The following is a 17,326-nucleotide window of genomic DNA, read 5'->3' as shown; positions in this document are numbered from 1 at the left end:
CAACTAGCCTCCACGAAACCCGGGGCGGTTCAGATTGACCCCGACGGACTCGAAGACCTGATGGCTCACCGGGCTCGAGAAGCCGCGGCGGATCCGGATCCAGGGTTGGTAGGCGTCGCCGCGCCCCTGCCCGGCGCCCGCTCGTAGCGCGCGCTCGACCTGGCCGAGTTTTCTCAGCGTGTATCGGCTTGCACGCTTCGACAGCCCAGCTGGAGTACCACGGTCCGTCGCGTCTTCCTCCAGGAGATAGAGATAGGGTGCGCTGTAGCCCTCCTGCACGACCACATCGTTGGCCGGTCGGCGCTCGAAGTGGTCACGCAGGGAGAGATCGGTAGGCACCGAGTTCAGCTGGGCAGATTGAGACACGATGAGGATTCCCAAAAGGAGTTGCAGTGTAGACCGCTAATGTGAATGTTGCAAAAAATTCGCGCCTTCAATGGCGCAGCGCGGACATCAGCAGCTGCTTGGCAAGGTCACCACTCAAGTGACCGCCACGGGTGACACGCTCTGGCGGCCGCCGCACCCTCACCTGTTCGGCTCGGATCTCCGCAATTCCGAGTCCGGCCGGGGCACTTGCCACAACATCGGCCCCGAGAGGCCCAACCGCGGCAATCCATGCATAGTCCACGTAGGGAGCAATTTCCTCGAACCACTGGCCGCATTCTTCACCGAAATTGCGCCCTCGCACCTCGAAAGCATGGAACTCGAGGTCAGCGCCTTCCCCTGCGCGTACGGCGACTACCGCATCCAGCACGCGCCGCATCACACCCGGTTTGGTGCGGCGAATCGAAAGCCCCACACGGCTGAACACCGCATAGATGTCGGCATCCGGAGTCCCCGTCCACGCACGATCCCCACCGCGCAGCGCAAGCAGCGCCTCAGCCTCTCCCAGCGACTCTGCAGCGTCAGGATCCCTGCGATCGACGCGGGGAGCCGAAACAATGCCATATCCGCGCGCCGTTCGCCCTGCCAGGGCAGGACGGTAGTCCAGCCAGATGGTGCGCAGCTGCGTGCGCGTGACCTCACCACGGACGAGCCCAAAAGCGATCGGGTCGGTAACACGCTCGGGGGCTGCTCTGCGGAGCTTGTCGAAGAGCTCCAGGCTTTCCGCGCTGACCTGGGGCGGCAGCGCCTCGGGCTCTGGAAGTTCGTGCCCCCGTGCGGCCATCTCCTTGCGCAGATTGGCGTAGATTCGACAGGATCGCAGGAATCGCCACAGGCTGGACTCCTTCAGTCCAAGCATGGGTGCAGTCTTTTGTATCCACTCGGTGAAAGTGCTCGCGTTTTCCCGCCAGGCTTGTGTCTTGTCGATCTCGTCGAGCAGCGCCCCGATCCGGTGCCAGGGCCGTGCCGCCGCCTGCCCTTCAGCAAGCAGGCTCTCCATTGCTCTGCGCGAGACGTCTGAGCGGCGCATGGATTGGGCGGAAAACCGAGGGTTTGGAAGGTTGACATGAATGTCAAAACATGTATTTTAGCGGCTAATCCGGTCTTGTCAAACGCCAATCCCGTGGCCGAACCGGACATAGTCACCCCTGCGAACGAAGCGCAAAGCGAAATGCCGAACGATGCTGCGCAGGCAGCCGATCAACCATGGACGCCACGTTGAGTCCGCCGACCAGGATGTAGGCACCAGACAGATCGTCGCGCAGCAACAACTCCACCACCTCGGGCGGCATCGACAGCGCCCGAGCTTGCGCCGCCAGGGCCTCGGAGAGGACGTCGGAATGACGCGTGTCGGCGTCGGCCCTGAGCAGGCGGGCCTCCTGCTCGCGCGCCAAGTCGATCGCCTTGGCCACCCCCTTCTCGCCGACCTCCAAGGCAGCGAAGGTGACCAACGACAACAGCACAGCAACCGGCACCTGCCCCGCCCCTGAAGCGATCAGCCGCGTCAGCCCCTTCTGCGGGATCGCGCACCCGAGCGTCCGCTCCAGGCCTGTCATCCCCTTGGCCCTCCAGAAAGCCATGAAGCGCTTCACGATGGCGGCGGCATCCTTTCCGGCGAAGGCCTCTCGGAGCAGGTGGACCCGCACCTCAGGGGCCAGCTCCGGCGCTTGCGAGCGGAAGGCCCTCGCAAGCACTCCCTCCAGGGCCGTACGACCGGAGCTGGGGGTCACGGCTTCCAGCGGGCGCGTCCTGGTGGACTTGCAGGCCACACAGGACGAGCCGGGAATCAGCATCTTGAGGCCGTGCGGGAACGGGGCACCGCATTCCTCGCATCGGTCATGCAGAGCTTGACCATGATCGTGACAGGACGCGACCCACGACAACTGATGCTGCACCCGCCAGTACGGCACGCCGAAGCGAGCGACGTCCTCGTCCACGCAGGACGAGCACATCCTGGGCGTCTCGGCGAAGATATTCCCGCTCGTATTCGGCGGAAAGTAACGCATCCACGCATTCGTATCGCCAGCCAGTTGAGCTGCTTTCCACAGGGCGCGAGACTCGGGCGTCAGCAGGGAGCCGAAGATCGGCAGCGCCGTATGGCACTCGATCAGCTCGTCGCCCGTGATCGTGCCTTCGAGTGCGGTGTTCGCAAACGCATCGGCCATAAGACCGAATCGATTGGCGGGATCAGTACGCATGCCATAGATGTTCGGTGCGGACTTCGCTACCGAGACAAAGCGTCCCATATGGACACACGACGCGTGGATGGCGCCGATCGTGGCGCCTGCAGGAAAGTTCGGAATCATGGCTCACGGCCTCGTGCGAGCGCCGTTGTCTCTCAAGAGATATTCACCTGGATAGTCAGAACGGCGCTGGTGCGGCGGCGGCTTAGCTTAACAACGGAGGTCTTCTGTGTTGGCGCCGATGCCGATTTGAGCCATGCGCCGGGTCTGCGGTGAGCCGGTTAGAGCGCGACGAAATTCAAGCCTGACGCCGCGCGCAGCTCGTTTTCCATGGCCCAGCCGCCGATCGGCATGTGGCTCAAATCGGCATCGGCGCCAACAGACTGGCCTCACTTCCATCGTCTGCGCCTCCACGTCGACTGGACGCAATGACTGTAGTTGGCTATATTCAGGGTGACAATCAAAATGTCCTATATCCTTGTTAACTAACGGTATTTTCCATTAACAGCCAGTATCGCCTCGGTCCCGAACGATGTTTTCTGATGGGGCCAACCTCTCTCATGAAACCGGTGGGATGCAAGCTATGAAACGTCCAACTGGCCGCGGGGAGCTCGTCCTTTATCTTGATTTTGACGGCGTTTTGCATCACGAAAACGTGCATTGGCATCCCAGGAAAGGGGCCTATCTGGACGCACCGGAGGGCTACTCGCTGTTCCAGCATGCGGCGCTGCTTGAGACCCTGCTGGCTCCATACCCAGCGGTGCGCATCGTGTTGAGCACGTCGTGGGTCAGGGTGTTCAGTTACAGCCGCGCAGCAAAGCGCCTCACACCCGCGCTGCGGGCACGGGTCATTGGCGCCACGTACCACAGCACCATGAGGGCCCAGGATTTTGCGGCGATGCCGCGCGGGTACCAGGTCTGGGATGACGTCCAGCGCCGTCAGNCAACAGACTGGCCTCACTTCCATCGTCTGCGCCTCCACGTCGACTGGACGCAATGACTGTAGTTGGCTATATTCAGGGTGACAATCAAAATGTCCTATATCCTTGTTAACTAACGGTATTTTCCATTAACAGCCAGTATCGCCTCGGTCCCGAACGATGTTTTCTGATGGGGCCAACCTCTCTCATGAAACCGGTGGGATGCAAGCTATGAAACGTCCAACTGGCCGCGGGGAGCTCGTCCTTTATCTTGATTTTGACGGCGTTTTGCATCACGAAAACGTGCATTGGCATCCCAGGAAAGGGGCCTATCTGGACGCACCGGAGGGCTACTCGCTGTTCCAGCATGCGGCGCTGCTTGAGACCCTGCTGGCTCCATACCCAGCGGTGCGCATCGTGTTGAGCACGTCGTGGGTCAGGGTGTTCAGTTACAGCCGCGCAGCAAAGCGCCTCACACCCGCGCTGCGGGCACGGGTGATAGGGGCGACGTATCACAGCATCATGAACCCCCAAGCCTTCGCGGCGATGCCGCGCGGGTACCAGGTCTGGGATGACGTCCAGCGCCGTCAACCGCGGGACTGGCTCGCGCTCGATGACGACGCGCAAGATTGGCCCGATTGGTGCCGTGACCGACTTGTTCACACGCACGAGCACGCGGGCTTGAGCGAACCCGCGGTGCACGCTGAATTGCGCGACAAGCTCGCAGCGATGTGCGCATCAACAGCTTGATGCCGCCTCAGCATTGCACACGTACACCGCACGATGTCATGAAAGTTCAAAACGCCAGCGACCTGCACTTGGAATTTCTTCAGCGCCTCAGTGCCGCCGTGGAGCCTCCAACGCCAGCACGACTCACCTCGTTCGCCGCCATCCAAAGCTAGTCATGGCCCCACACACTGACACAGCGTTGTTCCTTGACTTCGACGGCGTCCTGCACCCCGCAGTCGCAGAAGGGGAAAGGTGTCTACGAAACCGGCAGCAGCCCATATCTTAGAAAGCATGAGAGAGGAGCTTAGGATGGCAGCAGTTGATACGACCGCAGCCAACACCGCGTTTGCCAAAGTCGCGCGTGTCGGGCTTGGGAATGTTGAACTCGCCGATGTGCGTGCCGCCGCCTTGATGGTGTGGTACGGGCAGGAGGATCCGACGTTTGACGCCGTTCGCGGGCCCCACCTTGATGAGGCCGTAGCACTCGTCGAGCGCCTGTCGTATTACAACGTGGTCCCGCTAGCGCGCAAGAAAGCCCTCAAGCGTCTCGTGCAAAAACTCCGAACGGTCGTGCGCCCTGCGGACAAAGGCACCAGCTTTGAGCGAAATTTCCAAAAATACATCGCAGAGCTACAACCCCTGCAGAGCCGCGATTTTGAAGCCACCATGCGTTCGTGAGGTGCGCGCGTAAGCCATTGGTCACACTTAGTCTGTTGAAGAACCCAATGAACGCACGCACTCCTGCTTTCGGAATCGCATGATGGCGCTCACCCGCTGCTCAATTTCTGGGCAGGGAGCCAGATTCCGGCCAGAATTGACACCTCGCTGGCATTCGGGGCGGCCATTTCCATGGTTTTTCCACGCATCACGCGAACATCGGCCGCCTCGGCGCTTCAGCCGGATTGGCCTTGTAGACAACGATGTAGTTCGGATGGGCTATGAGCTCGCGCGTTCCAGCGATCCTGCCGGGCTTGTACAGGTAGGGATGATCGCCCGTGGTGGCCACGGCGCTTACGATGCAGTCACGCACTCTGCGCGCGGCGTCCGGATCGCGCTCGCTGATGTAGCGGACAATCGCGAGCAGGTCGGCGCGCGCCTGCTGCGACCAATGGATGGGCAGCGTCAACGCCGCCGGACCGACTGCCTTTGCTCGGCAGCCTGGATGATGGCCTCCGTCTCGGCCACAACTTGGTCATGTGGCACGGCTGGTCGTGTGTCGGCCATGCTTTCCAGCACACGGCTGCGGAACCAGGCGTCATGCGCCTGGGCTTCCTGCTGGGTGCCGAATTCGGACTCANCACACTTAGTCTGTTGAAGAACCCAATGAACGCACGCACTCCTGCTTTCGGAATCGCATGATGGCGCTCACCCGCTGCTCAATTTCTGGGCAGGGAGCCAGATTCCGGCCAGAATTGACACCTCGCTGGCATTCGGGGCGGCCATTTCCATGGTTTTTCCACGCATCACGCGAACATCGGCCGCCTCGGCGCTTCAGCCGGATTGGCCTTGTAGACAACGATGTAGTTCGGATGGGCTATGAGCTCGCGCGTTCCAGCGATCCTGCCGGGCTTGTACAGGTAGGGATGATCGCCCGTGGTGGCCACGGCGCTTACGATGCAGTCACGCACTCTGCGCGCGGCGTCCGGATCGCGCTCGCTGATGTAGCGGACAATCGCGAGCAGGTCGGCGCGCGCCTGCTGCGACCAATGGATGGGCAGCGTCAACGCCGCCGGACCGACTGCCTTTGCTCGGCAGCCTGGATGATGGCCTCCGTCTCGGCCACAACTTGGTCATGTGGCACGGCTGGTCGTGTGTCGGCCATGCTTTCCAGCACACGGCTGCGGAACCAGGCGTCATGCGCCTGGGCTTCCTGCTGGGTGCCGAATTCGGACTCAATCGGGGAGAGAATCGTGTTCATGGAGGGTAGCGTAATGCAAAGTCGCCTGCGAAGCCATCTGCCTGCCGGGTGCAGGGCCTTGGGCGTGGACGTCGAACGGCCGGCCCTCATGGTCAAGGAGCCGCGAGCACACATTCCTGAGTTGGTATGTGCAACAGACACATAATGGCGCGAAGGTCGAGGCCTTGGTAAACCGGGTTTCTGCGGCAGTCGCAGGTGCAACTCCCGTCGCCAGTGTCTCGCTTGTAGCGGCCCGCTTTGTTGCACTGAACCAGGCGAGCTGTAGGACTGCTTGGGGTCGAGAGCACCAATTCGCCTGCGCTGGAACCTGCCGCTCGGGGGGCCGGTGATCTGGGCGACCGCTGCCCGCACCATTGCGGCCGCCGGCACCGGCTGCGCCCAACGCCCGCTCAGGCCGATCAACGGTCCTCGGTTGCTAGCTCTTGGGCGTGTTCAACTTCGAGGTAGTCAGTGGTGGCTACGTGGATGCAAAAGGTGCGCTGGATTTGCGCACAGCTTCGACGTGGAATCGAATCCGCGCCGTTCGGATCGCGACCAGCTGAGGCATCGCCGGTGACGCGAAGCTGACATGCTTTCATCCGACGAAACCAGAGGCGACGGACTCAAGATAGGCGATCGCGTCATCCGTCCGGGCCTCCTGAACGACCTGCAGCAGCGTTTTGTAGCTGAACGCAGGAACCGGTTCATTCTTGATGAAAAAGATGAGTCGCTGCAAATCCGGCTGAACGGCCGAGGCGGCCGATAGCAGCCGCACCAGGTCACGCAGTGCAGCTTGTAAGCGGGGCGACTCCGGGTGCAGTCGTACGGTGTTTCGATGGACGCCCGCGAGGAGGGCCAGATCCTGCTGCTGCATGTCCAGAAGGGCTGCGAGCTTCGAGGGGGAGATCCGCGAGGTGCCAGGCTCGCGCAGGGACTCGAGCATATCGGCTGAGAGGGCTGCCATGGTGACGTTTCCCGATGGGACGTTGCGCGAACATATCGCGCACAGTATGCGCACATCGTAACCCTGTTCGAACATTGGATGGCACTGCGGCTGGCGGTGTGTTCTACCGATGTCGGCGCGGGTGCGCAGCCGCCCACGGCCGTATCGAATTCGTCATCAGCGAGGGGATCGGGCATCCGCGGCGCTCGACAGGCAAAATGCCCTGGTCGAACAAGGCGCTTCAACACTTTGTTCTCCGCCTGCAGGCGGAGCCACCGGAGTCGTTTGACACTTTGTTCTCGGTTTCGACACTTTGTTATGCCAAACCTCCTCTCCCATCCATGCTGCGCTACCGCATCATTCCCGTCACGCCCTTCGCACAAAACTGTTGTCTTCTCTGGGACGATGCCATGCGCGAAGCGGTGCTCACCGACCCGGGCGGCGACCTCGAACGCGTGCTGGGCATCGTGGCCCAGGAAGGCGTCAGACTGGAAGCTGTCTGGCTCACGCATGCCCACATCGATCATGCCGGGGCGGCGGCCGAGGTCGCTCGCCGCATGAGCGTGCCCATCATCGGCCCGCACCCCGGCGACCAGTTCTGGATCGACGCGCTCCCGGAACAATCCAAGATGTTCGGTTTTCCTCGCGCCGAAACCTTCACGCCGGACCGCTGGCTGCACGATGGCGACCAGCTCCGACTCGGCACACTGCACTTCGACGTGCGCCACTGCCCCGGCCACACGCCGGGCCACGTGGTGTTCCACCAAGCGGAGGCGCGGCGCTGCTGGGTGGGGGACGTGCTGTTCGCCGGCTCCATCGGCCGCACCGACTTTCCGGGCGGCAACCACCAGCAACTGATCGACAGCATCACGCACAAGCTCTGGCCGATGGGGGACGACACCGTGTTCATCCCGGGCCACGGCCCCGAGTCCACTTTTGGCGAGGAGCGCCGCAGCAATCCTTTCGTCGGCGGCACCTGAGCCGCCGCTCAATGCGGCCGCCTGCGCCCGGTGATCATCGCAAGCGGCAACCACTGCCGGCTGCGCAAGCTCGCCAGGGCGACGCCTGACAGGTGCAGGCCCACCAGGAGCCACATCGAATTCACGAGCCCGGCATGCAGGCTTTCCAGGGTTTCATCGCCCCAGAAGCGTTCCAGGGTCAGTAGATGACCACTGAGCGCCACGCCGCCGAGCAGGCTCATCATGGCCACGATGGCCCAGGCCGCGAGTGGGTTGTAGCCAGGGCTCAGCGGAGCATCGCCTCGCACCAGTTGCCGTGCGTAACGCAACGCCCGGCGCGGGGACACGACGAAGCTCGCGAAACGCCATTCGCGCGGACCGATGACGCCATAGGCCAGACGCCACGCCAGCAGCGCCGCCAAACCATACCCCAGCCATTGATGCGGCTGACGCCAGACCGGTTCGACCAACCAGGCTGCCGTCCAACTGCCAGCCAGCGCCCAGTGATAAACCCGAATCGGCCAAGGCACGAGGGCCGCGCTTGACGCCGGGCGCCGCACATCGGAAACCGCGCTTCGAACGCGGCTTCGCCCGGCTCGGGTTTGCTGCTTCCGCTTCATCTCGGGAGGAGATCGGATGGCCCCCTCAAGAAGACGCCGGGTCGCTCCCCAGGTTTTCTTGACCCCCACGGGCGGGGTGAACCGTGTGCCGACCCTAGGGCGCTCAGTGGCGCTCCTCTTTCACGATCTTCCCATGCACCGGATCGAAGTAGATCTCGACCTTGGCCCCGGTTTTGTCTTTGCCATAGATTTCGTAGCAATGGCCTGCCGTGGTCTTGAACTTTGCGACGACATAACCCTGCTGCTTGAGTTGGGCCTGGAACTTGGCCGCGTCCATCCACTTCGACTCAGGCTCCCGGGTGCACTGCGGACCGGCCCAGGCCGTCGCGGAACACAAACCCAGAGCCGCAGCAAGCAGTGCGCGGCGGCCGGAAAAGACGGTGAGGCGCTTCATGGCGTGTCATCCTTGGTAACGTATGGTTATCAAATGATAAACATTCTTATTCGTAACCAAACGATGCCCCCATAATTTGTAGGGCTCTAAGGCCTGTTCACGCCATTTCGGCGAACCGCCGGCACGGCAGCCCGCCAAGCCAGGACGAGATGCCTGGCCCGCGGCTACCTCGCGAATGCGGGGCGCGCGGCCGGTCAACCCCGCACGCGCAAATCGCTCATCACCAGCTTCACGCCTTTCACGGCCTGCGCATCACGCACGGCGCGGGCCGCCTCGGACGCATTGTCGACATCCCCGCTCAGGCGCACGACGCCTTTGCGGGTCTCGACATGGATCTTGAGGCTCTTGAGCGCCTCGTCCCTGAACAGCACGGTCTTGACCTTGGCGGTGATGACCGAATCGTCCACGAGCTTGGCGGCGCGGTGCGCGGCGGCCCGCTCCGGCGGGGCTTCAGGCTGGGTGACGGTGGCTGGTGACGCTTCCGTCTCGCCCTGCAGTCCGGCGGCTTGGGCGCGCATGCTGCCCATGGCCAATAAAAACAAGGTGGCCCCAGTGGCGGGAAGAATTCTGCCGAGGCGGGAGTTGGTGTTCATGCATGCTCCTTGATGGTCGGAATGGGCAGCAACTGCATCGCTGCCCCGCCTCGTTTTGCAATGCGCGTGCCAGAGGCCCGGAACCCAAGGCCGATCAAGGGGTTGCGTGTCCAAGCAACGCCCGCCGGCGTTGCTTGGACCGCGCCGGAGGCTGCATGCCGCGGTTTGCGCCCGGAAACGTCGCCCATGCCCGACAAGCGGCGGGAACAAGGCCGCAGAGCGTTGAATGCATGGAGGTCTACATGTCGCCGCATGGCGACATGTAATGCGCTGGCGGCTAAGGCCTCACATCCGCGGCAGAAGAACCGACGCCGTAACGCGCACGGTAGGCGCGCACTTGAGGCAGCCACTGCGCGAGCTGGGGATCTTGCGCCCGTGCCAGCATGGCGAGCAGGGCGTCGAGATTGGCGATGGACACCACCGGTACGCCATGCAGGGCCTGCACATGCTGCACGGCGGACTGCTCCAGGGTCTGCCCGGCGATGGCGGCTTTTTCCTGGCGGTCGAGCGCGATGAGCACGGCCACCGGTTCGGCCCCGGCCTGCCGGATCAGGCGCACCGACTCGCCGATGGCGGTGCCGGCGGAAATGACGTCGTCGACGATCACCACCCGCCCGGCCATCGGCGCGCCGACCAGGCTGCCGCCCTCGCCATGATCCTTGGCTTCCTTGCGGTTGTAGGCGAAGCCGACGTTGCGCCCGCGCCGGGCCAGCTCCACGGCCAGCGCCGCGGCCAGGCCGATGCCCTTGTACGCGGGGCCGAACAGCATGTCGAATGCAATGCCGCTGGCCAGCAGGGCGTCGGCATAAAAGCCGGCCAGACGACCGAGCTTGGCACCGTCGTTGAACAGCCCGGCGTTGAAAAAATAAGGCGTGTCGCGCCCGGCCTTGGTGACGAAGGCGCCGAAGCGGATCACGCCGCTGTCGACGGCGAAGCGCACGAAATCCTGCGCGTTTGGGGAAGAATCGGTCATGGCGTGCAAGGGGCTGGACCCGCGCGGCGGCGCGGCCGGGGGCTATGCTAAGGCTTCCCTGGAAACCGACCAGCCGCCTTCGTCCGCCGATGCCCGCCGCCCCCGCCCGCTCCGACACCACGCCGAACTTGCAGTTGTTGCGCCAGGTGTTCGGCAACCGGCGCATGGCGGCGCTGCTGCTGCTGGGCTTCTCGTCGGGACTGCCGCTGGCGCTCACCGCCGGCACCCTGCAGGCCTGGCTGACGGTGGAAGGCGTCAGCCTGAAGGCCATCGGCTTCGCCACGCTGATCGGACAGGCCTATGTGTTCAAGTTCATCTGGGCGCCGGGCATGGACCGCATCCGCCCACCCGGCCTGTGGCGCTGGCTGGGGCGGCGGCGCGGCTGGCTGCTGCTGATGCAGGCCATGCTCGCCGCCAGCCTGGGCGCAATGGCGCTGGTGGGCATTCCCGCGTCGGACGGCCTCGCGGCCTGGCCCGGCTTGGACCACTTCGGCGCGACGCTGGGGCTCTCCAGCGCCGACGCGCGCCTGTTGCCGGTGGGGCTGCTGGCGGTGGCCGTGGCGTTTTTCTCGGCCTCGCAGGACATCGTCATCGACGCCTACCGGACCGACCTGCTGCCGCCCGAGGAGCGCGGCGCGGGCGCGGCGGTGGCCGTGCTGGGTTACCGTCTCGCGATGCTGGTGTCGGGCGGGCTGGCCTTGTGGCTCGCGGCCGAATACCTCGGCTGGCGCGGCATGTATGCGCTGATGGCCGCGCTGATGGCCACGTTGACGCTGGCCACGCTGTTCGCCCCGCCCACGCCCGGCCACGTCGCCGCGCCGCGCAGCTTGCGCGCAGCGGTGGTCGAGCCGGCCCGCGAGTTCTTCTCGCGCCGCGGCGCGGTGGCGCTGCTGGTGGCCATCGTGCTGTACAAGCTGGGCGACGCATTCGCCGGCGCGCTGTCCACCACCTTCCTGATCCGCGGCGCCGGCTACAGCCCGGCCGAGGTGGGGCTGGTGTACAAGACCATGGGCCTGGCCACGACCATCGTCGGCGCGCTGCTGGGGGGTGCCTTGCTCGCGCGCCTCGGGCTGTGGCGCGCGCTGGTGTGGTTCGGCATCGGCCAGGGGCTGTCCAACCTGGCCTATTGGGGGCTGTCGGTGCTGCCGTCCAACCTGCTGCTGATGGGTGCGGCGGTCGGCGTGGAGAACTTCACCGGCGGCATGGGCACGGCGGCCTTCGTCGCGTTTCTCTCCGCCCTGTGCGACGCGCGCTTCTCGGCCACGCAATTCGCTCTGCTGTCGGCGCTGTCCGCGGTGGGCCGGGTCTACGTGGGGCCAGCCACCGGCTATCTGGTGGAGGCCTGGGGCTGGCCCCATTTCTATTTGTTCACCGTGCTGGCCTCGGCGCCGGGGGTCCTGATGCTGGTATGGCTGCGCCAGGTTGTCGAGACCCAGGAGCGGGCCCACGCCCCGCCCGCGGCCTGAGACGCCTCCCCGGCCGGGCGCGGCCTGCCCCGCCTGCCTATACTGCCGCCCGATGAGCACCGCTTTCAACCCCGAACAAGCCCTGCAGCTGGGCCGCAACACCCTGCAGATTGAGGCCGCCGCCGTGCTGGCGCTGGCCGAGCGCATCGGTCAGCCGCCGCTGGCCGTGGCGTTCACCCAGGCCGTGCAGTGCATTCTGGCCTGCCGCGGGCGGGTCGTGGTGTCGGGCATGGGCAAGAGCGGGCATATCGCGCGCAAGCTCGCCGCCACGCTGGCCTCCACCGGCACGCCGGCCTATTTCGTGCATCCGGCCGAGGCCAGCCACGGCGACCTGGGCATGGTGACCGACGCCGACGTGTTCGTCGCCCTGTCCAACTCGGGCGAGGTGGAGGAACTCACCCGCATCGTGCCGCTGGTCAAACGCCTGGGCGCCAAGCTCATCGCCATCACCGGCCGCGCCGACTCCACCCTGGCCCGACACGCCGACCTCCACCTCGACTGCGCGGTGGAACAGGAAGCCTGCCCGCTCAATCTCGCGCCCACCGCCAGCACCACGGCCCAGCTCGCGCTGGGCGACGCCCTCGCCGTGGCCCTGCTCGACGCGCGCGGTTTCGGCCCCGACGACTTCGCTCGCACCCATCCCGGCGGCGTGCTGGGGCGCAAGCTGCTCACCCACGTGGCCGACGTCATGCGCGTGGGCGACGCCGTGCCGCGCGTGGCCGGCAGCGCGCCGTTCCCGGCCGCCCTGCTGGAAATGACCCGCAAGGGCCTGGGCATGACGGCCGTGGTGGACGACGCCGGCGCGCTGCGAGGCGTGATCACCGATGGCGACCTGCGCCGCCTGCTCGAACGCGGTGTCGACCTGCGCGCCCTTACCGCCGGTCAGGCCATGCATCCCGACCCGCGCACGATTCGCCCCGACGCGCTGGCGGTGGAGGCGGTGCAGATGATGGAGCAGTACCGCATCAATCAGATGCTGGTGGTGGATGCGAACAAGCAGCCGATCGGCGCGCTCAACATGCACGACCTGTTCGCCGCCAAGGTGGTTTGATGAACCCGCTTTCCATGACGCCCTTCGACACCCGGCCGCACCTGAACTTCGCCCCTGAAATCCTGCTGCGCGCGCAGGACGTTCGCGTGCTGCTGCTCGACGTCGACGGCGTGCTCACCCCGGGCGACCTGCTGGTGGGCGAAGACGGCGAACAGCTCAAGCGCTTTTCCACGCTCGACGGCCACGGCCTGAAGTTGCTCGCCGCCTGTGGCGTGCAGCCGGTGGTCGTGTCCGGACGCGACAGCCCCGCCTTGCGCGCGCGTCTGCGCGAACTCGGCCTGCTGGAACACTCCGTGCTCGGCCGCTCCAGCAAGCTGCCGGGCGCCGAGACCATGCTTCGCGATCTGGGCATGCCCTGGGAGCGGGCCGCCGTGATCGGCGATGACTGGCCCGACCTGCCGCTGCTGGTGCGCGCGCATCTCGCCGCGTGTCCGCCAGTGGCCCACGCCGAAGTGTTGGCGCGGGTGCATTACCGTACGCAGGCGGCAGCCGGCTTCGGCGCCGTGCGCGAGCTGTGCGATCTTCTGCTGGTGGCGCAAGGCGCATACCGCGGCCTCCTGGAACAGGCCATCGCCGGGGACTGAGGCCGCCATGTCACGCTGGATGCGGCTCTGGCGCCGCGCCTCCGCCTTCCTGCCGCCGCTGCTGATGGTGCTGCTGGCGGCCTTCAGCTGGTGGGTGGCGCAGGAAGCCATGCGCGCCATGCACGGCGGGGGCAGCACGGCCGAGCCGCCGCAAAAGCCCGATTATTTCCTGCATGACTTCCACACGCGCAGCTTCGACGCCCAGGGACAGCCCACGGCCCAGCTCAGCGGCCAGGCCATGCAGCACATTCCCGGCAACGACACCGTGCGCATCACCCGGCCCGACCTGCAATCCCGCAATCCCCAGGGCGTGGTGACCACCGCGCGGGCGCAGACCGGCATCAGCAACGCCGACGGCAGCAATGTGCAATTGCTGGGCGATGCCGTCGTGCACCGCATCGCCCCGGGGGTGCCCGAGCTCACGATACGCAGCAACTTCCTCAACATTTTTCCCAACGCGCAGCGCATCAGCTCCAACCAGCCCAGCACGGTGCAGCGCGGCACGTCCGTGTTTTCCGGCGCAAGCCTGGACATGAACGGGCTCGACGGCACGTTCGCGATGCAAGGCAAGGTCAGCGGCAGCGTGACGCGGCCGGGCCCTTGAAGCGGCACGCCCGCAGACCGACCCGGCGGCACGCACCAACCTTCAGCAGGCCACCCGCATGCAAGCTCCAACACGCCACCCACAATCCCGCAGCGGGCATGCGCCGATCGCGCTCGTCACCGGCGCCTCGAGCGGCATCGGCGCGGCGCTCGCCCGCGCCTATGCCGGGCGCGGCTGGCGCCTGGTGCTGGTCGGACGCCGGCCTGACGCCCTCCAGGACACCGCATTGGCCTGCGCGCGCGCCCAGGGGCGGCGGGAGGTTGAGCCCGACCGCATACGCGTGCTTGCCGCCGACCTGCAGCAAACCGCCGCGTGGTGCGAGCACGCCGGCGCCCTGCTGCACGCTTGGGGTTGTCCGCAAGTGGTCGTTGCCAACGCCGGCATCAGCCAGGGCGTGGACTTGTCCCACCAGGAAGACCTGGCCCATGCGCGCGAAGTGATGGACATCAACTGGCTCGGCGCGCTGGCCACGCTGTCGCCCTTCATCGCGCCGATGCGCGCTCGCGGCAGCGGTGCGCTGGTGGGCATCGCCAGCGTCGCCGGAGTGCGTGGCCTGCCGGGGCATGCCGCCTACAGCGCGAGCAAGGCCGCCCTCATCAGCTCGCTGGAAAGCCTGCGCGTGGAACTGCGCGGCTCTGGCGTGAAGGTGCTGACCCTCAGCCCCGGCTACATCGCCACGCCGATGACCGCAGGCAACCCCTTCCCCATGCCCTTCATCATCGAGCCCGATGATTTCGCCCGGCGCGCGCTGCGCGCCATCGACGCCGGCCGCGCCTATGCCACCATCCCATGGCCGATGGCCGCGGCCAGCAAGCTGCTGCACGTCCTGCCGCGCGCCTGGTACGACCCCATCCTCGCCGGCCAGGGCCGCAAGCCGCGCAAGTCACGCACCTGACGGTGGCGGCACGACGCCCCGAGCACATCGTGACCGCACCGCAAAACCCCGGCCAGGATCCCGCCTTCACGGACGCCCTGGGCCAGTCCTTCGCCCCGGCGGGACAGGACGCGCGCATCGCCAGCCTGGTGCCCAGCCTGACCGAAACCTTATTCGACCTCGGACTGGGCCCGCAGATCGTGGCGCGCACCGGGTTCTGCGTGCACCCTGCAGACGCCGTGCGCGACGTGCCCAAGGTCGGCGGCACCAAGGACGTCAACCTCGCCCGCCTGCGGCGACTGGCGCCCACCCATGTCTTGGTCAACGTGGACGAGAACACGCGCGACACCGTGCAGGCCTTGCGCGAATTCGTGCCGCAGGTGTTGGTGACGCACCCGCAGGATCCGCACGACAACCTGGCGCTGTTCGACTTGCTCGGAGGCGTGTTCGGAGCCGCGCCCGGCGTGCGCGCGCGGGCCCGCGCGCAAGGCGATGCCCTGCGCGCCGTCTTGCAGACCTGTCAAACCCAGTCCTGGACGCCGAGGCGCGTGCTTTACCTGATCTGGCGCGAACCCTGGATGACCGTGGCGCGCGACACCTATATTTCACGCACCCTGGCCAGCGTGGGCTGGCAGACGCTGCCGCAGACCACCGGCGGCGATGGGCTGCAAGCGCCTGGCGCCTTGCGCTACCCCGCGTTCAGCTGGGATGCGCCCTGGATACGCGACGTCGACCTGGTGCTGCTGTCCACCGAGCCCTACCGCTTCGGCCCGAGCCACGCCGGCGAAGTCCGCCGCCTGCTGGATGCGCGCGGCTCGCACGCCGAGGTCAGACTCATCGATGGCGAATGGTGCGCCTGGTACGGCAGCCGCGCCGTGCGCAGTCTGCCGCGCCTCGCGGCGCTGGCCCGGACACTCGGCTAGCGCCTACAGGCGCGACCGCGCAAACACGCTGCGACGGCTTTGCGCCTTGGCCTGCCAGGCCAGCAGGACGAAGCCGACGAGCGGAATGAACAGATTGGCGGCGAGCATGGAATCCAGGTAGCCAGGGATCTGCGCTGGCACATGCTGGGCCTGGATCAGACGTCCGGCCGCGCCGCCCCAGAGAAAGGCGGCCGGGCCGACGAGGGCGGCCAGCCGCAGGCTCAGGCTGCCGAAAGCGGCGAGAAAAGCCACCAGCGCGTAGCCCAGGCTGGCTGTGCCCACCTCGAACTGGAACGGGCTGGGCGCCCAGCCGATGGCGTGCGCCACCGTGGCGCCGAAAAAACTGTGCATGACGAAGCTGGTCAGAAAGCTCAACCCGACGGAGAACACCAGGAACCAGCGCAAGAGGGTGGACGCCACGCGCTCGGCGTTGCGCTGTCGCCGCGTCGACAGCAGGGATACGAATGCGGCCAGGAAACCCAGTAGCAGCAGGGTGATGGGGAAATGGTCCAACGCCATTTGGATGAATGACGCCATGAGCGATGACTCCTGTTCGAGGTTGTTTGTGAATCCGCCGGGCGCACGCCCAATGCCGAGTGCGGTCGCCTCGGCCCGCTCAGGCGCTTCCCGCCGGCCGCAGCGCGGCCAGCGCTTCGGGGGTGATGCCGCCCCCATCCTCCGGATCCTTGGCGAGCGTCGTTTCGATGTCCACCCCCAACGCCACCAGAAAGCGCGACACCATGTTGTAGGTGGCGATGACGCCCACCAGCTCGACCACCTGCTGCGGGGGCAGCGCGGCGCGCGCCGCGGCGAAATACGCCTCGTTGACCTTCACGCGGCGGGTCATCTCGTAGGCGATCGCCAGGGTCACGCGCTGCGCGGGCGAGAACAGCACGGCGTCGTCCACCGCGGCCGGCACATCGGCCAGTGCCGCCAGTTGCATGGCCGTGCCGCCGGCGGCGAGAAACTCGGGCGCATGGTGCGCGAATTCGTATTGGGCGTGGTTGAGCAGCGCCACGGCACAGATGGCCAACTCGCGCAGCAGCGGGTCCAGGTCCAGTTCGCTGCGCACCGCGCCGAGGAAGCCGTTCCAGCCGCGCGCGAAGGCCGGGCTGTGGAGCAGCATGCGGTCCAGATTCAGCAGCTTGCCGCCGCGCCTGCTGCGAATGGCGTCCACCAGATCCGCGGGCTGCTCCAGATCGGCCGGGGTGTAGGCGATGCGTGGCATG

At 66.1% G+C, this 17,326-nt stretch carries 23 protein-coding genes and 1 pseudogene; 10 read left to right on the top strand and 14 right to left on the bottom strand.

Features of this window, described 5'->3' with window-relative positions; genetic code table 11:
* Positions 1-3: 3 nt before the first annotated feature.
* The 3 genes from THIARS_RS02760 to THIARS_RS02750 all read right to left on the bottom strand — a co-directional run bounded on the left by THIARS_RS02760 (position 4) and on the right by THIARS_RS02750 (position 2,690).
* Positions 4-366 (bottom strand): hypothetical protein, encoded by a 363-nt coding sequence (locus THIARS_RS02760; protein WP_141202320.1) that lies wholly within the window; start codon positions 364-366, stop codon positions 4-6.
* Positions 367-433: 67 nt separating this feature from the next.
* A complete protein-coding gene (locus THIARS_RS02755) occupies positions 434-1,384 on the bottom strand; it encodes a hypothetical protein (protein ID WP_094159364.1) in 951 nt (316 codons plus the stop codon).
* A gap of 142 nt (positions 1,385-1,526) precedes the next feature.
* Positions 1,527-2,690 carry a TniQ family protein gene (locus tag THIARS_RS02750; protein ID WP_094159363.1) on the bottom strand — a complete coding sequence of 388 codons (1,164 nt, stop codon included), beginning with the start codon at positions 2,688-2,690 and terminating at the stop codon, positions 1,527-1,529.
* A gap of 409 nt (positions 2,691-3,099) precedes the next feature.
* Between THIARS_RS02750 and THIARS_RS02745 the strand changes: the two genes are divergently transcribed.
* From THIARS_RS02745 to THIARS_RS02735, 3 genes are all read left to right on the top strand, one after another.
* Entirely contained in the window at positions 3,100-3,567 is a 468-nt protein-coding gene (locus THIARS_RS02745) for an HAD domain-containing protein (RefSeq protein ID WP_094159362.1), read from the top strand.
* Positions 3,568-3,667: 100 nt separating this feature from the next.
* The gene (locus THIARS_RS02740) at positions 3,668-4,237 is read left to right on the top strand and encodes an HAD domain-containing protein (protein ID WP_245845462.1); all 570 of its coding nucleotides are present in this window, start codon (positions 3,668-3,670) and stop codon (positions 4,235-4,237) included.
* A 288-nt stretch (positions 4,238-4,525) separates the two neighbouring features.
* Positions 4,526-4,894 (top strand): hypothetical protein, encoded by a 369-nt coding sequence (locus THIARS_RS02735; RefSeq protein WP_094159361.1) that lies wholly within the window; start codon positions 4,526-4,528, stop codon positions 4,892-4,894.
* A gap of 187 nt (positions 4,895-5,081) precedes the next feature.
* On the opposite strand, the gene THIARS_RS02730 is transcribed toward THIARS_RS02735, so the two are convergent.
* From THIARS_RS02730 to THIARS_RS02710, 5 genes and pseudogenes are all read right to left on the bottom strand, one after another.
* Positions 5,082-5,342, bottom strand: coding sequence for a type II toxin-antitoxin system RelE/ParE family toxin (locus THIARS_RS02730; protein WP_094159360.1), 261 nt, complete (start codon positions 5,340-5,342; stop codon positions 5,082-5,084).
* Positions 5,339-5,500 (bottom strand): annotated as a pseudogene (gene relB / locus THIARS_RS19165) (type II toxin-antitoxin system RelB family antitoxin); the annotation flags it as partial. The gene THIARS_RS02730 and the pseudogene relB (THIARS_RS19165), both read right to left, overlap by 4 nt.
* 179 nt (positions 5,501-5,679) lie before the next feature.
* Entirely contained in the window at positions 5,680-5,940 is a 261-nt protein-coding gene (locus THIARS_RS02720; RefSeq protein ID WP_094159360.1) for a type II toxin-antitoxin system RelE/ParE family toxin, read from the bottom strand.
* Entirely contained in the window at positions 5,937-6,134 is a 198-nt protein-coding gene (relB, locus tag THIARS_RS02715; RefSeq protein ID WP_094159103.1) for a type II toxin-antitoxin system RelB family antitoxin, read from the bottom strand. Before relB (THIARS_RS02715) ends, THIARS_RS02720 begins: the two co-directional genes overlap by 4 nt.
* 574 nt (positions 6,135-6,708) lie before the next feature.
* A complete protein-coding gene (locus tag THIARS_RS02710; RefSeq protein WP_094160589.1) occupies positions 6,709-7,077 on the bottom strand; it encodes a DNA-binding protein in 369 nt (122 codons plus the stop codon).
* A gap of 320 nt (positions 7,078-7,397) precedes the next feature.
* Here THIARS_RS02710 and THIARS_RS02705 point away from each other — a divergent pair, with 320 nt between their 5' ends.
* Positions 7,398-8,036 carry an MBL fold metallo-hydrolase gene (locus THIARS_RS02705; RefSeq protein ID WP_094159359.1) on the top strand — a complete coding sequence of 213 codons (639 nt, stop codon included), beginning with the start codon at positions 7,398-7,400 and terminating at the stop codon, positions 8,034-8,036.
* Between the two features lie 8 nt (positions 8,037-8,044).
* Here THIARS_RS02705 and THIARS_RS02700 read toward each other — a convergent pair whose 3' ends face one another.
* From THIARS_RS02700 to pyrE, 4 genes are all read right to left on the bottom strand, one after another.
* Positions 8,045-8,545, bottom strand: a complete 501-nt coding sequence (locus THIARS_RS02700) for a cytochrome b/b6 domain-containing protein (RefSeq protein WP_245845460.1) — start codon at positions 8,543-8,545, stop codon at positions 8,045-8,047.
* Positions 8,546-8,738: 193 nt separating this feature from the next.
* Positions 8,739-9,029: a PepSY domain-containing protein gene (locus THIARS_RS02695; protein WP_094159357.1), complete on the bottom strand. Its 291-nt coding sequence runs from the start codon at positions 9,027-9,029 to the stop codon at positions 8,739-8,741.
* Between the two features lie 194 nt (positions 9,030-9,223).
* Positions 9,224-9,622, bottom strand: coding sequence for a BON domain-containing protein (locus THIARS_RS02690; RefSeq protein ID WP_094159356.1), 399 nt, complete (start codon positions 9,620-9,622; stop codon positions 9,224-9,226).
* Between the two features lie 277 nt (positions 9,623-9,899).
* Complete coding sequence (gene pyrE, locus THIARS_RS02685; protein ID WP_094159355.1) at positions 9,900-10,595, bottom strand: orotate phosphoribosyltransferase; 696 nt, start codon at positions 10,593-10,595, stop codon at positions 9,900-9,902.
* Between the two features lie 89 nt (positions 10,596-10,684).
* On the opposite strand from pyrE, the gene THIARS_RS02680 reads away from it, so the two are divergent.
* Genes THIARS_RS02680 through THIARS_RS02655 form a run of 6 tightly spaced genes read left to right on the top strand, consistent with a single transcriptional unit; the run spans position 10,685 to position 16,097 of the window.
* Positions 10,685-12,061: an MFS transporter gene (locus THIARS_RS02680; protein WP_094159354.1), complete on the top strand. Its 1,377-nt coding sequence runs from the start codon at positions 10,685-10,687 to the stop codon at positions 12,059-12,061.
* Between the two features lie 52 nt (positions 12,062-12,113).
* Positions 12,114-13,112 (top strand): KpsF/GutQ family sugar-phosphate isomerase, encoded by a 999-nt coding sequence (locus tag THIARS_RS02675; RefSeq protein WP_094159353.1) that lies wholly within the window; start codon positions 12,114-12,116, stop codon positions 13,110-13,112.
* Positions 13,112-13,696 (top strand): KdsC family phosphatase, encoded by a 585-nt coding sequence (locus tag THIARS_RS02670; protein WP_094159352.1) that lies wholly within the window; start codon positions 13,112-13,114, stop codon positions 13,694-13,696. The genes THIARS_RS02675 and THIARS_RS02670 overlap by 1 nt, the downstream gene beginning before the upstream one ends.
* Before the next feature lie 7 nt (positions 13,697-13,703).
* A complete protein-coding gene (lptC, locus tag THIARS_RS02665) occupies positions 13,704-14,300 on the top strand; it encodes an LPS export ABC transporter periplasmic protein LptC (RefSeq protein ID WP_245845458.1) in 597 nt (198 codons plus the stop codon).
* 58 nt (positions 14,301-14,358) lie between these two features.
* Entirely contained in the window at positions 14,359-15,195 is an 837-nt protein-coding gene (locus THIARS_RS02660; RefSeq protein WP_094159350.1) for an SDR family oxidoreductase, read from the top strand.
* 29 nt (positions 15,196-15,224) lie between these two features.
* Positions 15,225-16,097 carry a helical backbone metal receptor gene (locus THIARS_RS02655; RefSeq protein WP_094159349.1) on the top strand — a complete coding sequence of 291 codons (873 nt, stop codon included), beginning with the start codon at positions 15,225-15,227 and terminating at the stop codon, positions 16,095-16,097.
* A 3-nt stretch (positions 16,098-16,100) separates the two neighbouring features.
* Here the strand turns inward: THIARS_RS02655 and THIARS_RS02650 are convergent, their stop codons facing one another.
* Positions 16,101-16,634: a DUF6790 family protein gene (locus THIARS_RS02650; protein ID WP_141202317.1), complete on the bottom strand. Its 534-nt coding sequence runs from the start codon at positions 16,632-16,634 to the stop codon at positions 16,101-16,103.
* 79 nt (positions 16,635-16,713) lie between these two features.
* A complete protein-coding gene (locus THIARS_RS02645; protein WP_094159347.1) occupies positions 16,714-17,325 on the bottom strand; it encodes a carboxymuconolactone decarboxylase family protein in 612 nt (203 codons plus the stop codon).
* Position 17,326 lies beyond the last annotated feature (1 nt).

The organism is Thiomonas delicata (genome assembly GCF_900088825.1).
Lineage (GTDB): Bacteria > Pseudomonadota > Gammaproteobacteria > Burkholderiales > Burkholderiaceae_C > Thiomonas_A > Thiomonas_A delicata.
The sequence above is the reverse complement of the archived record's forward strand: the minus strand, read 5'-3'. Positions and strand labels throughout refer to the sequence as shown.

Excerpts from the sequence above, each read along its gene's own strand:
- THIARS_RS02755 (WP_094159364.1), bottom strand. The coding sequence starts at position 1,384 with ATGGAGAGCCTGCTTGCTGAAGGGCAGGCGGCGGCACGGCCCTGGCAC.
- THIARS_RS02750 (WP_094159363.1), bottom strand. The coding sequence starts at position 2,690 with ATGATTCCGAACTTTCCTGCAGGCGCCACGATCGGCGCCATCCACGCG.
- THIARS_RS02740 (WP_245845462.1), top strand. The coding sequence starts at position 3,668 with ATGTTTTCTGATGGGGCCAACCTCTCTCATGAAACCGGTGGGATGCAA.
- THIARS_RS02735 (WP_094159361.1), top strand. The coding sequence starts at position 4,526 with ATGGCAGCAGTTGATACGACCGCAGCCAACACCGCGTTTGCCAAAGTC.
- relB (WP_094159103.1), bottom strand. The coding sequence starts at position 6,134 with ATGAACACGATTCTCTCCCCGATTGAGTCCGAATTCGGCACCCAGCAG.
- THIARS_RS02710 (WP_094160589.1), bottom strand. The coding sequence starts at position 7,077 with ATGGCAGCCCTCTCAGCCGATATGCTCGAGTCCCTGCGCGAGCCTGGC.
- THIARS_RS02705 (WP_094159359.1), top strand. The coding sequence starts at position 7,398 with ATGCTGCGCTACCGCATCATTCCCGTCACGCCCTTCGCACAAAACTGT.
- THIARS_RS02695 (WP_094159357.1), bottom strand. The coding sequence starts at position 9,029 with ATGAAGCGCCTCACCGTCTTTTCCGGCCGCCGCGCACTGCTTGCTGCG.
- THIARS_RS02690 (WP_094159356.1), bottom strand. The coding sequence starts at position 9,622 with ATGAACACCAACTCCCGCCTCGGCAGAATTCTTCCCGCCACTGGGGCC.
- pyrE (WP_094159355.1), bottom strand. The coding sequence starts at position 10,595 with ATGACCGATTCTTCCCCAAACGCGCAGGATTTCGTGCGCTTCGCCGTC.
- THIARS_RS02680 (WP_094159354.1), top strand. The coding sequence starts at position 10,685 with ATGCCCGCCGCCCCCGCCCGCTCCGACACCACGCCGAACTTGCAGTTG.
- THIARS_RS02675 (WP_094159353.1), top strand. The coding sequence starts at position 12,114 with ATGAGCACCGCTTTCAACCCCGAACAAGCCCTGCAGCTGGGCCGCAAC.
- THIARS_RS02670 (WP_094159352.1), top strand. The coding sequence starts at position 13,112 with ATGAACCCGCTTTCCATGACGCCCTTCGACACCCGGCCGCACCTGAAC.
- lptC (WP_245845458.1), top strand. The coding sequence starts at position 13,704 with ATGTCACGCTGGATGCGGCTCTGGCGCCGCGCCTCCGCCTTCCTGCCG.
- THIARS_RS02660 (WP_094159350.1), top strand. The coding sequence starts at position 14,359 with ATGCAAGCTCCAACACGCCACCCACAATCCCGCAGCGGGCATGCGCCG.
- THIARS_RS02650 (WP_141202317.1), bottom strand. The coding sequence starts at position 16,634 with ATGGCGTCATTCATCCAAATGGCGTTGGACCATTTCCCCATCACCCTG.
- THIARS_RS02645 (WP_094159347.1), bottom strand. The coding sequence starts at position 17,325 with ATGCCACGCATCGCCTACACCCCGGCCGATCTGGAGCAGCCCGCGGAT.